The organism is Winogradskyella poriferorum (assembly GCF_036553625.1).
Lineage (GTDB): Bacteria > Bacteroidota > Bacteroidia > Flavobacteriales > Flavobacteriaceae > Winogradskyella > Winogradskyella poriferorum.
Genome location: NZ_JAZHOU010000001.1, coordinates 857,950 through 873,037 on the forward strand (window position 1 = coordinate 857,950; position 15,088 = coordinate 873,037).

Here is a 15,088-nt window from a genome sequence, read left to right on the forward strand (position 1 = left end):
GTTTTTTTATTTCATAAATATGAGTGATGCTTTAAAACATGAGTGTGGTATAGCACTTATAAGGCTTTTAAAACCATTAGAATACTACAAGGAAAAATACGGAAGTGCATTTTACGGAGTAAATAAAATGTATTTGATGATGGAAAAACAGCACAATCGAGGACAAGATGGTGCTGGCTTTGCTAGTATAAAATTAGACACTCATCCTGGTGAGCGTTACATTAGTAGAGTAAGATCTATTGCTCAGCAACCTATACAAGACATTTTTGCTCAAATTAACCAACGTATTAATGCAGAGCTTACAAAGCACCCTGAATACCAAGATAATGTTGATCTTCAAAAAAGATATATTCCTTATGTGGGTGAACTTTTACTTGGACATGTTCGTTATGGCACTTTCGGAAAAAACAGTGTGGAAAGTGTTCATCCTTTCCTCAGACAAAACAATTGGATGCACAGAAATCTAATTGTTGCAGGTAACTTTAATATGACTAATGTTAATGAGCTCTTTGATAATTTAGTTGATATTGGCCAACATCCTAAAGAAAAAGCTGATACTATTACCGTAATGGAAAAAATAGGTCACTTTTTGGATGATGCTGTTAGTAAGATTTATAAAGATTTAAAAAAAGAAGGTTATAACAAAAGAGAATGTTCACCGCTAATTGCAGAACGATTAAAAGTTGGGAAAATTCTTAAACGTGCTGCAAAAAATTGGGATGGAGGCTATGCTATGGCTGGTTTATTAGGCCATGGAGATTCTTTTGTACTTAGAGATCCAGCAGGAATTCGTCCTGCTTACTATTATAAAGATGATGAAGTTGTTGTAGTTGCATCAGAGAGACCTGTAATACAGACTGTGTTTAACGTGCCTTTTGAAGAGGTTATAGAACTAGATCCTGGACATGCAATAATTACTAAAAAATCTGGCGAAACTCAAATAAAGAAAATTCTAGAGCCACTAGAACGAAAAGCATGTTCATTTGAGCGTATCTATTTTTCGAGAGGAAGTGATGCTGAAATTTATGAAGAGCGTAAAGAACTCGGAAGACTATTGATGCCGAAAGTTCTTGAAGCTATTGATAATGATACCAAAAATACGGTGTTTTCTTTTATCCCTAATACAGCAGAAACGTCCTTTTTTGGAATGATAGACACTGTAGAAGAACACCTCAATCATAAAAAAACACAAGCTATTTTAAATGGCCAAAGAGAACTTTCTTCAGAAAAAGTTGAAGAAATTCTTTCAGAGAGACCGCGAATAGAAAAGATTGCTATTAAAGATGTTAAACTAAGAACTTTTATAACAGAAGATAGCAGTAGAGATGATTTGGTAGCTCACGTATACGACGTAACTTATGGAGTTATAAAGCCAACAGATAATCTGGTTATTATAGATGATAGTATTGTAAGAGGTACCACTCTGAAGAAGAGTATTATAAAAATGATGGATAGATTAAAACCTAAAAAAATCATTGTGGTATCCTCTGCTCCTCAAATACGCTATCCTGATTGTTACGGAATTGACATGGCTAACCTCGAAGGCTTGGTTGCTTTTAGAGCTGCTTTAGAACTATTGAAAGACAACAATCAATACCACATCGTCGAGGAAGTCTATCAAAAATGTTTAAAGCAAGTAAATCTTAAAGATAAAAATGTGGTTAACTATGTGAAAGAGATTTATGATAATTTCACAGATGAACAAATTTCAGATAAAATTTCTGAGTTATTAAGTGACGAATCTGTAAATGCCGAAGTAAAGATAATTTTTCAACCTGTTAAAAACCTGCACAAAGCTTGTCCTAAAAACTTAGGTGATTGGTATTTTACAGGAGATTATCCAACAGCTGGAGGCAACAGAGTAGTAAATAGAGCCTTTATTAATTTCTTCGAAGGTAATAAAGAGCGCGCTTACTAACTACCACATTAATAGGCTTTTAATCCGAAAAACTATGTATTTCATCGGTTAAAAATGCTTTTCGTCTAATATATACATCTGTTTTAACAAATTAAAATTACATTGGTATCACCATAACATAAGTAGGTTAAGTTCATGGTAGATTTGGGGCAAAAAAAGGTGAACAGTGTTCACCTTTTTTTATGAACTTTATTAAAGCATTACTTTAACTCGTTTTGCTTAAATCAATCTTCGTTTTAAGCTTAATTTTAGGCAATAACCTTAGTATCCACGCTTAGACTAATATATAGGTCGTTTATCCGAAAAATTTAAATATTAATTTATTGTAAACTTATATTTGACCAACCATAACATAAGTAGGTTAAGTTTATGGTAGATTTGGGGCAAAAAAGGTGAACTCTCTGTTCACCTTTTTTCATTTTTAATTCTTGTGCAAATTCCAATTTAACATCATAAAAAAAGCCAGACTTAATAGCCTGGCTTTTCTACTATGTAATAAAATATTATTTAGCCTCAGCATAACGACGCTCAACCTCGTTCCAATTAATAACCTTGAAAAAAGCATCGATATAATCTGGTCTTCTGTTTTGGTAGTTTAGGTAGTATGCGTGCTCCCAAACATCTAATCCTAAGATTGGTGTACCGCCACAACTAACGCCAGGCATTAGTGGGTTATCTTGATTTGGAGTAGAGCAAACCTCTACCTTACCTCCTTTGTGTACGCACAACCAAGCCCAACCAGAACCAAATTGTGTCGCTGCAGCTTTAGAAAAAGCCTCAATAAAGGCATCTTTAGAACCAAATTCTGCTTCAATAGCATCTTTTAATTCGCCAGATAAATAACCTTTGTCTTCAGGATTCATAACATCCCAAAATAAAGAGTGATTGTAAAAACCACCACCATTATTTCTAACACCAGCATTATTCATATCTAGGTTAGTTAAGATATCTTCTATAGATTTACCTTCTAAATCTGTGCCTTCAATAGCAGCATTTAACTTAGTTGTGTAACCGTTATGATGTTTTGTATGGTGTATTTCCATTGTACGTGCATCAATATGTGGTTCTAGTGCATCGTATGCATATTTTAATTTTGGTAATTCAAAAGCCATAATGTATATGTTTTTTAGTGTTACTATTTTATTTCTAACAAATTTACGATTTTGAAAACAAGAAGTTCTAAATAAATTATTAAGATTCCCTATTTTGGTATAAAATTTATCTTTTGGAAGACTCAGCCCTCAAAATATACAATGCTTCTGCAGGTAGTGGTAAAACATTTACCCTAGCAAAGACTTACATCAAAATTCTTGTTCAGTCTAAGAATAATGAACAGTTTAAGTCCATCTTGGCTATAACATTTACCAACAAGGCTGTTGGTGAGATGAAAGAACGAATTATAGAAATGCTAAAAATCTTTTCCCAGGAAAAGAGCCTTACAGCACCTCATCCTATGTTTAGCGCAATATGCGATGAGTTATCAATACCTCCAGAGTTTCTAATAAGTCGTTCTAAAACTATATTGAAACACATCATGCACAACTATGGTGCTTTTGATATTTCTACAATTGATGGTTTTACACACAGAGTTATTAGAACTTTTGCTCACGATCTAAAACTTCCTGTAAATTTTGAAGTTGAATTAGACCAAGAACGACTCCTTAATGAAGCTGTAGATAATTTAATTTCTAGAGCAGGAGAAAACAAAACCTTAACACAAACACTTGTTGATTTTGCTATTGAAAAAGCTGACGATGATAAAAGCTGGGACATTAGCTACGACTTCAATAAAATAGCGAAGCTTCTTGTTAATGAAAATGACTTGGAAGCCATTGAAACGTTAAAAAATAAAACGATTGAAGACTTTAAAACCTTAAAATCTACCTTAATAAAGGATAGTGTTGTAATAGAAAAGGATATTGTAACTACAGCCGAAACGGTACTTGCTCTAATTGAAGAGTGTGGCTTACAGTTTGATGATTTTAATAGATCATATCTACCTAAACACTTTTACAAATTAGCGCAAGGCAATTTTGGCATTTCTTTTTCCTCTGCATGGCAAAACGATTTAATAGAAGGAAATAAGCTTTACCCAAAACGTGTTACGGACACAATTGCAAGTACTATAAACAGCATTCAGCCAAATCTATCTGAAGCATTTGTAAAAACCAAAGACTTAGTTTTTGAATTAAAACTAAAACAAGGTCTCTATAAAAATATAACTCCGCTCTCTGTATTAAATGCCATTCAGAAAGAACTAAACTTCTTAAAAGAGGAGCAAAACAAAATGCTTATTTCAGAATTTAATAAAATTATAAGCAATGAAATAAAAGGCCAACCGACACCATTTATTTATGAGCGTTTGGGCGAAAAGTTTAAACATTACTTTATAGATGAGTTTCAAGATACCTCAAAAATGCAATGGGAAAACTTGGTGCCACTTCTGGATAATGCGCTCTCTGCATCTAATGGTTCTGCTATGCTTGTGGGAGATGCCAAACAGTCTATCTATAGATGGAGAGGTGGTGAACCAGAACAGTTTATCGACTTATATAACAGATCTAGCAAACCTTTTCAGGTTGAAGCAGAAGTACTAAGCTTAGATACAAACTACAGAAGTGCTAAAGAAATTATAGATTTTAATAACGCTTTTTTTCTGTTTTTGAGTCAGATTTATTTTAACGATAGTAGATATGCTGAACTTTACTTAAACTCTAAACAAAAACCATTTCAAAATACAGAAGGTTACGTTAACATTGAGTTTTTAGACATTTCAAAAGAGGATAATGCTAATGAAATGTACACCAATAGCACTTTAAAAACTATTGAAGAATGCCTGAAAAATGGGTTTTCATTAGACGACATTTGTATCATTGTAAGAAAACGAAAAGAAGGTGTTGAGATAGCTAAATTCTTGAGTGAAAAAGGCATAAAAATTACCTCTTCTGAAACCTTACTCTTAAAGAACTCTGACAAAGTTCAGTTTCTTGATGCTTTTCTTAAACTATTAATTCAACCTGATAATGATACTTTAAAAATTGATGTTTTAACTTTTATTGCGAATCAACACAATGTAGAGGACAAGCATTCATTTTACAGCGCTCATTTAGCCATTGGTTTTGATGAAATGCTCAAAAAATTTGAAGATTTAAACATCTACATAAACAAAAACAAACTACTACAAGTTCCTCTATACGATCTTGTTGAAGAACTTATTAGGACATTTAATCTTCACAACTCATCTGATGCCTTTCTTCAATTTTACTTAGATGTTATTTTAGAATTTACACAAAAGCAAAATTCAGATTTGTCGTCGTTCATTAACTATTTTGAAAAGAAAAAAGACAGTCTCAGTGTTATTTCGCCAAAAAATAATAATGCTGTACAGATTATGACCATTCATAAATCTAAGGGGTTAGAATTTCCTGTGGTTATTTTTCCATTTGCAGATCTAAATATTTATCAAGAAATAGAACCAAAAGTTTGGTTTCCTGTAGAGCAAAATAATTACAATAATTTTGAAACATTATTACTCAACTACAATAGTGATGTTGAACACTTTGGTGATGATGGTAAAACGCTCTATGAAACTCGAAAATCTCAATTAGAATTAGATAACATTAATCTTCTCTATGTAACTTTAACCAGAGCTGTAGAGCAGTTATATATCATAACAAAAAAAGACATTAACGCTAAAGGTGTTGTGAGCGAAAAAACATATGCTGGTATGTTTATTTCTTACTTACAAGACAAAGGCTTATGGTCAGACAGTACACTTACATACAATTTTGGCACATCAAAAAACTTAAACAAAAAAACAGAACCAGAAGCAGACACATCTTCTATTAATTTAATCTCTGTACCAAAAGAAGATCATAATTTAAAAATCATAACAAAAGCCGGTCAACTTTGGGATACCAAACAAGGAAAAGCCATAGAACGTGGTAATTTGGTGCATCTTTTACTCTCTAAAATCGTAACACAAGAAGATATTGACTTTGCCATTGACGATTTATTAGCTTCTGGCGATATAACAGCCTCAGATGAAGAAGCTCTTAGAACAATTGTAATGCAAGTTATAGAGCATCCAAAAATTAAATTATACTATAACAACGACCACAAAGTTTACAACGAAAGAGATATTGTAACACCATCTGGTGAACTACACAGACCAGATCGTATCAATATCAATCAAAAAAATGAAGTTACAATAATTGACTACAAAACGGGAGATCAAATGGCATCTCACAAATCTCAACTCAACACTTATGCTTCTCTTCTAAAAACAATGAACCACCGAGTAACTCATAAATTTCTTGTTTACATAAATGATACTGTTGAAGTTGTTGAAGTCTAATTTCAAGATAGTATCTTTGCGAAACAACTAACACAAAAATTATGTACGGAAATATTAAAGCGCATTTACAACAAGAAATTGAAGCTATTAAAGACGCAGGTCTTTTTAAAGAAGAACGAATTATTACTTCGCCTCAAGGTGCAGAAATTACTTTAAACACTGGGCAAAAAGTCCTTAACTTTTGTGCAAATAACTACTTAGGACTTTCTTCTCATCCTGAAGTTATAAAAGCCGCTCAAGAAACTTTAGACACTCATGGATTTGGAATGTCATCTGTTCGGTTTATTTGCGGTACGCAAGACATACACAAAGAATTAGAACAAAAAATAGCGGATTTTTATGGTACTGAAGACACCATTTTATATGCAGCTGCTTTTGATGCAAATGGAGGAGTCTTTGAACCACTTTTAACTGCAGAAGATGCTATCATTTCCGATTCTTTAAATCACGCCTCTATTATTGACGGAGTAAGACTCTGTAAAGCTTCAAGATATCGCTACCAAAACAACGATATGGGAGACTTAGAAAAGCAACTAATTACTGCTAATGAAAATGGCGCGCGTTTTAAAATCATTGTTACTGATGGTGTATTCTCTATGGACGGATTAGTAGCACCTTTAGACAAGATTTGTGATTTAGCAGATAAATACGATGCCATGGTAATGATTGATGAATGCCATGCTACTGGTTTTATTGGAGAAACAGGTATTGGCACACTTGAAGAAAAAGGAGTTTTAGGAAGAATTGATATTATCACCGGAACACTTGGTAAAGCATTAGGTGGTGCAATGGGAGGATACACAACAGCCAAAAAAGAAGTTATAGAAATTTTACGTCAGCGTTCACGTCCGTATTTATTTTCAAACTCTTTAGCACCTGCAATTGTTGGTGCCTCCATCAAAGTTTTTGACATGCTCAAAAATGATACAACCCTCAGAGATAAAGTTGATTGGAACACTAAATATTTCAAAAAAGGTATGAAAGAAGCTGGTTTTGACATCATTGACGGTGACTCTGCTATTGTACCTGTAATGCTATATGATGCAAAGCTTTCACAAACTATGGCAAACATGCTATTAGAAGAAGGAGTTTACGTCATAGGTTTCTTTTATCCGGTTGTTCCTAAAGAAAAAGCAAGAATTCGCGTACAACTTTCAGCAGCACATTCAAAAGAACAATTAGACAAAGCTATTGAAGCATTTATTAAAGTTGGCAAAAAGCTTGAAATTATTTAAAATCGTTACAAACTCTTTATTTTAGGGCATTGTAACAATATTTTTATATATTTGTCTTTGTTAATAACATTTAACAACTTACATTTGCCAACAATTAACACTTAAAATTAAAATTAATTAGAATATGAAAAATCTTAGCAGATTACTTTTTGTTGCGGTACTTCTTATAGGCTTTACTGCAAATGCTCAGGACCAAAACAATCCTTGGGCTGTAACAATTGGTGCTAACGCAGTTGATTTATACCCTGTAGGTGAAGATATGCCTCAAGGTGATTACTTTGATGAATATTTCAACGTTACTGATCATTGGAATATTTTCCCTTCTTTATCTACAATTTCGGTTTCTAGATACTTAAGTGATGGATTTACATTCACTGCTACTGGATCTTTAAACAGAATTGACAAAATAGGTTCATTCGCTGACCCTATGACTGGTGAGGAAACTACTGCAACAGCAGATGATTTGACTTACTACGGCTTAGATGGTAGAGTTTCTTACAGTTTTATGAATTTAATCAACTCAAAAACTATCGACCCATATCTTGGTGTTGGTGGTGGTTACACTTGGGTTGACGATATAGGTGCTGGTACTTTAAACGGTTCATTAGGTTTCAGAGTATGGTTCACTGAGAAATTAGGTATTGATGTTAATTCAACATACAAACACGCATTTGAAGATTATTTACCAAAGCACTTCCAACATTCAGTTGGTTTAGTACTTAAGTTTGGTGGTACTGACACTGATGGTGACGGTATCTATGACCAAGACGATGCTTGTCCAGAAGAAGCAGGTTTAGAGATTTTCAATGGTTGTCCTGATTCTGATAACGATGGAATTCAAGATTCTAAAGATGATTGTCCTAACGTTGCTGGTTTAGCTGAATTTAATGGATGTCCTGATTCAGATGGTGATGGTGTAATGGATAAAGATGATAATTGTCCTGATACTGCTGGTTTAAAATCTTTAGCTGGTTGTCCAGATGCTGACGGTGACGGTGTTGCTGATGGTGATGATAACTGTCCTAACGAAGCTGGTCCTGCTGCTAACAATGGTTGCCCTTGGCCAGATACTGATGGTGACGGTATCTTAGATAAAGACGATAAGTGTCCTAACGAAGCTGGTGTAGCTGCTAACAATGGTTGTCCAGAAGTTAAGCCTACTGAAGAGGTTATGGAAACTTTAAACAGTTACTCTAGATCAATCTTATTTGATTCTGGTAAGGCAACTTTCCAAAAGCAAACTGACCAAGTATTACAAGCAATGGTTGCTATCTTTAAGCAATATCCACAAGCTAACTTCTCTATAGAAGGTCATACAGATAGCGATGGTTCTAGAAAAATGAACCAATCTTTATCAGAAAGAAGAGCTAACGCAGTAAGAGATTACTTAATCGCTAACGGAATTAGCGCTGAGAGATTAACTGCTAAAGGTTATGGTGAAGACAACCCAATTGCTAGCAATAATACAAGAGCTGGTAAAAAAGAAAATAGACGTGTAGAAGTTAAGTTGAAAAACTAATTATAATACACTCTAAAATATATTTGAAAAACGCTCCGAAATTCGGAGCGTTTTTTATTTTTATATAATGAGTACTTTTATACAATCCGTCTTAAAGGACCTTAAAGACAAGGGCAATAACCTAGAAGATTTATACTTTATACTTCCTAGCAAAAGAGCGGGAGTCTTTTTAAAACATCATCTTTCAACACTAATTCAAAAACCAATATTTGCTCCGCATATTCTTAGTATTGAAGAATTTGTAGAAGAGATATCTGGTCTTAAGACGCTTTCTAATACTGATACTTTATTTCAACTTTATAACGCCTACGTTGAAGTTTCTCCAAAAGAGAGTCGAGAACCATTTGAGGTCTTTTCGAATTGGGCACAGATACTCATACAAGATTTTAATGAAATAGACAGATACCTTGGTAATCAAGATACTATTTTTGACTATTTACACGCCATTAAAGAGCTAGATCATTGGTCCTTAGAAACCGAACCAACAAACTTGGTAAAGTCTTACTTGAAATTTTGGAAACAACTAAAAACATATTATCAAGTATTTTCTGATAACCTACTAAAAAACAAGCAAGGATACCAAGGACTGGTTTATAGAGAAGCTGTAGAAAACCTTGAAGCGTACATAGAAAACAACACAAATAAAAACCATGTGTTTTTAGGATTTAACGCCCTTAACACATGTGAGTCGTTAATTATTCAAGGGTTACTTCAAAATGGTTCTGCAAACATATACTGGGATGCTGACGAGAGTTATTTAAACGACAATATACACGACGCTGGACTATTTATTAGACAGCACAAAGCCAATTGGAATTACTTCAAAAAACAGCCTTTTAATTGGGTAACTTCATATTACAGCCAAAAGAAGAATATTCAGGTCGTGGGTGTTCCAAAATTGGTAGGTCAGGCAAAATATATTGGGCAAATTTTAGAAAAAATAGGTGTAGACAATAACAACTTAAAAAATACTGCAGTCGTTCTTGGAGAAGAAAACCTATTAATTCCTGTTTTAAATTCTATTCCAAAAGAAATTAGTCAAATTAACGTTACAATGGGATTGCCCCTAAAATTTGTACCCTTGGCTTCATTGTTTGATTTACTGTTTTCAATTCATAAAAAGAACACCAATACATATTATTTTAGAGAAGTAATAGATCTTATTTCTCATCCATCTATTTACAGTTTATTTGAAACAGATGATGGCAATTATCTGAATGAAATTTCAAGTCATATTCAAAAAAACAATTTGGTACATCTGTCTTCTGCAGAACTTAAAAAAATTGCACACAAGGATGTACATAGTATTATAGATTTAATGTTTTCATCATGGGAAAATAATCCTGAAAAAGCACTAAATCACTGTTCTAATCTCATCTATTTAATAAAAGATAGCATCAATGATACGATGAGCAATAAAGGTTTAGAACTTGAGTATTTATATAGATTTCATGTACTATTCAATCAACTAACAGACCTAAATACTAATTACCATTATTTAAACTCAATAGAAAGCTTATATCGAATTTATAACGATGTTTTACAAAACGAAACCTTAGATTTTAAAGGAGAACCTTTAGAAGGGCTTCAAATTATGGGTATGTTAGAGTCTCGTGTTCTAGACTTTGAAACCGTAATAATAAGCTCTGTAAACGAAGGCATACTTCCTTCGGGAAAAACAAATAATTCGTTTATACCTTTTGATGTTAAACTTCAAAACAAACTTCCAACTTATAAAGAAAAAGACGCAGTCTACACCTATCACTTTTACAGATTAATACAACGTGCAAAAAACGTTTACATACTCTATAACACAGAAATAGATGCACTAAAAGGTGGTGAAAAAAGCAGATTTATAACTCAATTGGAGGTTGAAGGCATACATAACATTAACCATACAATTGTTTCACCAGATGTACCTATCATAGAAAACAGCTTGAAAAAAATATCTAAAACAAAGGCTATAATTTCTAAGTTAGAAGATCTCTCCAATTATGGATTTTCGCCATCATCTTTAACCAATTACATTAGAAATCCATTAGACTTCTATTATGAAAAAATATTGGGTATTAAAGAATTTGAAGATGTAGAAGAAAACATTGCTGCAAACACTCTAGGCTCTGTAATACACAATACTTTAGAGGACTTCTACAAACCTTTTGTTGGCAAAAAGCTTACTGTAGATGTGCTTAAAACATTTAAGTCTGAGATAAAAAACTCTGTTACACACCATTTTAAAGCATTATATAAAGATGGTAATTTTAGCTCTGGGAAAAATCTTATAATTTTTGAAATTGCGCAACGCTATATTTCAAATTTTATTAATTCTGAAATTGAACAACTTGAAGCTGGCAACCAAATAAAAATACTAGCAATAGAAGCTGGTGAAAAAATCGAGTTGAATTTTGATAATATTCCATATAAAGTACACCTCACTGGTAAAGTGGACAGAATAGATCAATTTAATGGCGTCACTAGAGTTATAGATTACAAATCCGGAAAGGTTGACCAAGGCAAAGTAGAAATTGTTGATTGGGAAGACCTTACAACAGATTATGATAAGTATAGTAAATCTTTTCAAGTATTGTGTTACGCTTACATGATGCACAAGAAAAAACTGATTGATTTGCCCATAGAAGCTGGTATTATTTCATTTAAAAATTTAAATAGTGGTTTCCTTAAATTTGGTATAAAAGAGTCTACTTATAGCCGAAAAAAAAATCAGCTGATCACTGAAGAAACACTAAACAATTTTGAGGTTGAACTTAAAAAACTGATAACAGAAATATGCAACCCTAATATAGATTTTATTGAAAAAGAGTTAGACTAATGCAAATAGACAAGAATTTCGTATTACATAGAACCAATAAAAAACCAATACTATTAGATACATTCTATTCTGAAAAAATCTCTAATCAACCTATTATTATATTTTGTCATGGTTACAAGGGTTTTAAAGATTGGGGAGCATGGAATCTTATGGCAAAATCTATTGCCGAAGCAGGTATTTGTGTCATAAAATTTAACTTTTCGCATAATGGAGGTACCATGGAAAATCCTATCGATTTTCCAGATTTAGAAGCCTTTGGCAACAATAATTACTCTTTAGAGCTGGATGATCTTAACGATGTCATCAATTGGGTTACAAAAACATTTGAAGACAACCCATTTGTAGATAGAAACAACCTCGTTCTTATTGGTCATAGTCGTGGAGGTGGTATTACAATTTTAAAATCATCTAAAGACGAAAGAATTAAAAAACTAATCACCTTAGCTAGTGTTTGTGACTTTGCAAAACGAACTTCTACAATAGGAAACCTCGAAGAGTGGAAAGAGCATGGTGTAAAATATGTTCTTAATGGCAGAACTAAACAAAAAATGCCGCACTATTATCAATTTTACGAAGATTTTAAAGCTAACAAGAAACTATTAGATATAGAAGCAGCAGAAAAACAACTGCAAGTACCACATTTAATAATTCATGGTAATAATGACACTTCTGTATCTATTGACGAGGCTTATACCTTACACAAATGGAATCCAAATAGTCAACTAGAAATTATTGAAGCAGCAGACCATGTGTTTAACGTAAAACACCCTTGGGAAAAGAACTTTTTAAGTATTGAATTACAAAAAGTAGTTGATCTCGTTATAGCATTTACTTTACGATAATACTAAGCAACAATGTTAAGATTAGTATTAATTTCAGAACAGTTTTTAATTTTTTGAAAAAGTAAATCTCTCTTAACGGGTTTTGTCATATAATCATTCATACCAAGGTCTAGAACACGCTGTCTTGTTTCTTGCATAGCATCTGCTGTAACTGCAATTATTGGTATGCTTCCAACAGCTTCTCCCAACTCTCCACCTCTAATGAGTTCTGTAGCTTCATAGCCATCCATTTCTGGCATTTGTAAGTCCATTAACACTAAATCATAGACGCTTTGCTTTAATGCTTCAATAGCTTCCTTTCCGTTTTCTACAACAGAGAAGGTTACATTATCAAAACTACTCAACAGCTTGCGCATTACCATTTGGTTGAGTTTATTATCCTCTACAACCAATATATGCATTGGATTTTTTAATTCTTTACTCTGATTAGATGCAACCTTAATTCTCCCTTCATCAACTATTTTTAATGGTATTTCTATAAATACATCTGTTCCTTCATTAGGTTCACTTTCTATTTTTATTGTGCCTTCAAATAAATCTACTAAATGCTTAGCTATATTTAATCCTAGTCCAATACCACCAAATTGACGCTTATGGTTTTTACGCATTTGATTAAAACTATCAAAAACTGTTTCTAAACTCTCTTTATCCATCCCAACACCTGTATCTGAAACTTGAAATATAAACTTGCTAAAATTATTTGGCTGTGTTACACATTTGAGCTTAAATATAACTTCCCCTGAATTTGTAAACTTGATGGCATTACTTAAAACATTATTTATAATCTGCAGCAATCTATCCACATCTCCTTCAACTTTGGTAATAATTTCAGAATCCATTTCAAAACGATAGTCTAACCCTTTCTTTTGAGCTTCTGCTTTCCAGTTTTCACTGATTTGATTTAGCAATAACGATGGATTAAAAACTTCCTTCTTCAAGACAAGTTCTTTCTTTTCCATCTTCTCAAAATCTAAAATATCATTTACATTACTCAATAAACTAATAGATGCATTACGTACTATTTGATATTTTCTTCTGTTCTCTTTAGAGTTATCTTTATTAGCTAATTCTGTCTCCACCACACCCATTATAGCGTTAATTGGTGTTCTTAACTCATGGCTTATATTAGACATAAAGTAGGTTTTGAGCCCACTAATTTCTTCAGATTTTTTTAGGGCTAGCCTTTGTGCTCTCTCATTATCTTGCCTTAAACGTTTAATCAAATTCGTCATAGATAAAGACAGGAAAACAACCTCTAAACCAGAACCAAACTTAGAGCTATTTAATGTATAAAAGTTACTTGGTAATAATCCTAAATTGTTCATCACAAAACCTAAGAGACCAATAACTAAGAATAAGATTCCAAATGAAAAAAATGGATCAATTTTAATTTTCTTAAAGCTCATGGTAAATACTGAAGCTAGAATAAGCAATAAACTTATCAATCCGTTTAGATTACTTATAGGATAAGTTAATTCTAAGGTTTGAGGACTTATAAAAATCATAGCAAACAGAACTGCTATTACTCCATATATCATATTATAAGCCTTTTTAAACCCTTTAAGGTTCTTTCTTATGTTTAAGAAATATTCACAGTATTTTAGTAAAAACAGATTAGAAAGTAATGCTGCAATCAGAACCATTCTACTATTTATAAAACCTCCTGAAGGGAATATAAATTGATATATAAAACCATCTAAAGCTGCTTGCATTAAAGCGATAGAAAACACATAGACACTGTAATATAAGAACGCTTTGTTTTTAAGACTACCATAGAAAAAGAGATAAACTAATGCCGCCAAAAGTAGAACACCATAAAAAAGGCCTAAAAATAATTGCTGCTTATAGTTACTAAGAAAAAAAGTTACTCCATCATATAAGTTTAATGGTACATTAATAGTTTCCCCATCACTAGAAAGTTCTAGATAAAACTGTTGCTCTGTATTTGCAGGTAAAATAATTTTAAAAACAGTTTCTCTGTGGCTTACATCCCTATCTTTAAAATTAATCTGGTCTCCACTTTTATGTTTTAATAGTTTATCACCCAGTTGATAAAGATTCGCTACATCTGTAATAGCTCTTGCAGTTTGTAGAAAATAAAGTTTATCCTGGCTTGAAGAATTTTTTAATCTAAATCTTACCCAATAGGTATCCGAAGTAAAACCAAGATCATGATTTTCAGATTTTAAATCATTGAATTTTAAATCATTGTCATTAGTTATGTCATCCATTGAAAAACTCTTGCCTTCATCTATCTGAACATATTCTGCATATTCAAATAATTTGCCAGAAGGATTTTCAGGGTCAAAAGCTGGTTTTTGCGCATAAGAAAATAACGCTAATAAGTAGGTTATTAGAAGGATTGGTTTCATTTTAGGGGCTTTATT

Annotated in this window: 8 protein-coding genes; 6 read left to right on the forward strand and 2 right to left on the reverse strand. The window is 32.6% G+C overall.

Annotation, left to right across the window (positions count from 1 at the left end; genetic code table 11):
• The first annotated feature begins 19 nt into the window (after positions 1–19).
• Positions 20–1,918 (forward strand): amidophosphoribosyltransferase, encoded by a 1,899-nt coding sequence (locus tag V1468_RS03880; RefSeq protein ID WP_331808933.1) that lies wholly within the window; start codon positions 20–22, stop codon positions 1,916–1,918.
• A 503-nt stretch (positions 1,919–2,421) separates the two neighbouring features.
• On the opposite strand, the gene V1468_RS03885 is transcribed toward V1468_RS03880, so the two are convergent.
• A complete protein-coding gene (locus V1468_RS03885) occupies positions 2,422–3,030 on the reverse strand; it encodes a superoxide dismutase (RefSeq protein ID WP_138432633.1) in 609 nt (202 codons plus the stop codon).
• 113 nt (positions 3,031–3,143) lie between these two features.
• Between V1468_RS03885 and V1468_RS03890 the strand changes: the two genes are divergently transcribed.
• From V1468_RS03890 to V1468_RS03910, 5 genes are all read left to right on the forward strand, one after another.
• Positions 3,144–6,275, forward strand: a complete 3,132-nt coding sequence (locus V1468_RS03890; RefSeq protein ID WP_331808934.1) for a UvrD-helicase domain-containing protein — start codon at positions 3,144–3,146, stop codon at positions 6,273–6,275.
• 41 nt (positions 6,276–6,316) lie between these two features.
• Positions 6,317–7,510 (forward strand): glycine C-acetyltransferase, encoded by a 1,194-nt coding sequence (gene kbl / locus V1468_RS03895; RefSeq protein ID WP_331808935.1) that lies wholly within the window; start codon positions 6,317–6,319, stop codon positions 7,508–7,510.
• Between the two features lie 124 nt (positions 7,511–7,634).
• Positions 7,635–9,029, forward strand: a complete 1,395-nt coding sequence (locus V1468_RS03900) for an OmpA family protein (RefSeq protein ID WP_331808936.1) — start codon at positions 7,635–7,637, stop codon at positions 9,027–9,029.
• 67 nt (positions 9,030–9,096) lie between these two features.
• Positions 9,097–11,859, forward strand: coding sequence for a PD-(D/E)XK nuclease family protein (locus V1468_RS03905; protein WP_331808937.1), 2,763 nt, complete (start codon positions 9,097–9,099; stop codon positions 11,857–11,859).
• Positions 11,859–12,701 carry an alpha/beta hydrolase family protein gene (locus V1468_RS03910; RefSeq protein ID WP_331808938.1) on the forward strand — a complete coding sequence of 281 codons (843 nt, stop codon included), beginning with the start codon at positions 11,859–11,861 and terminating at the stop codon, positions 12,699–12,701. The genes V1468_RS03905 and V1468_RS03910 overlap by 1 nt, the downstream gene beginning before the upstream one ends.
• Before the next feature lie 2 nt (positions 12,702–12,703).
• Here the strand turns inward: V1468_RS03910 and V1468_RS03915 are convergent, their stop codons facing one another.
• The gene (locus V1468_RS03915) at positions 12,704–15,073 is read right to left on the reverse strand and encodes a hybrid sensor histidine kinase/response regulator (protein ID WP_331808939.1); all 2,370 of its coding nucleotides are present in this window, start codon (positions 15,071–15,073) and stop codon (positions 12,704–12,706) included.
• Positions 15,074–15,088: the final 15 nt, after the last annotated feature.

What these genes read in the sequence shown, in the direction of transcription:
- V1468_RS03880 (WP_331808933.1), top strand. Translation starts at nt 20, where the DNA reads ATGAGTGATGCTTTAAAACATGAGTGTGGTATAGCACTTATAAGGCTT.
- V1468_RS03885 (WP_138432633.1), bottom strand. Translation starts at nt 3,030, where the DNA reads ATGGCTTTTGAATTACCAAAATTAAAATATGCATACGATGCACTAGAA.
- kbl (WP_331808935.1), top strand. Translation starts at nt 6,317, where the DNA reads ATGTACGGAAATATTAAAGCGCATTTACAACAAGAAATTGAAGCTATT.
- V1468_RS03900 (WP_331808936.1), top strand. Translation starts at nt 7,635, where the DNA reads ATGAAAAATCTTAGCAGATTACTTTTTGTTGCGGTACTTCTTATAGGC.
- V1468_RS03905 (WP_331808937.1), top strand. Translation starts at nt 9,097, where the DNA reads ATGAGTACTTTTATACAATCCGTCTTAAAGGACCTTAAAGACAAGGGC.
- V1468_RS03910 (WP_331808938.1), top strand. Translation starts at nt 11,859, where the DNA reads ATGCAAATAGACAAGAATTTCGTATTACATAGAACCAATAAAAAACCA.
- V1468_RS03915 (WP_331808939.1), bottom strand. Translation starts at nt 15,073, where the DNA reads ATGAAACCAATCCTTCTAATAACCTACTTATTAGCGTTATTTTCTTAT.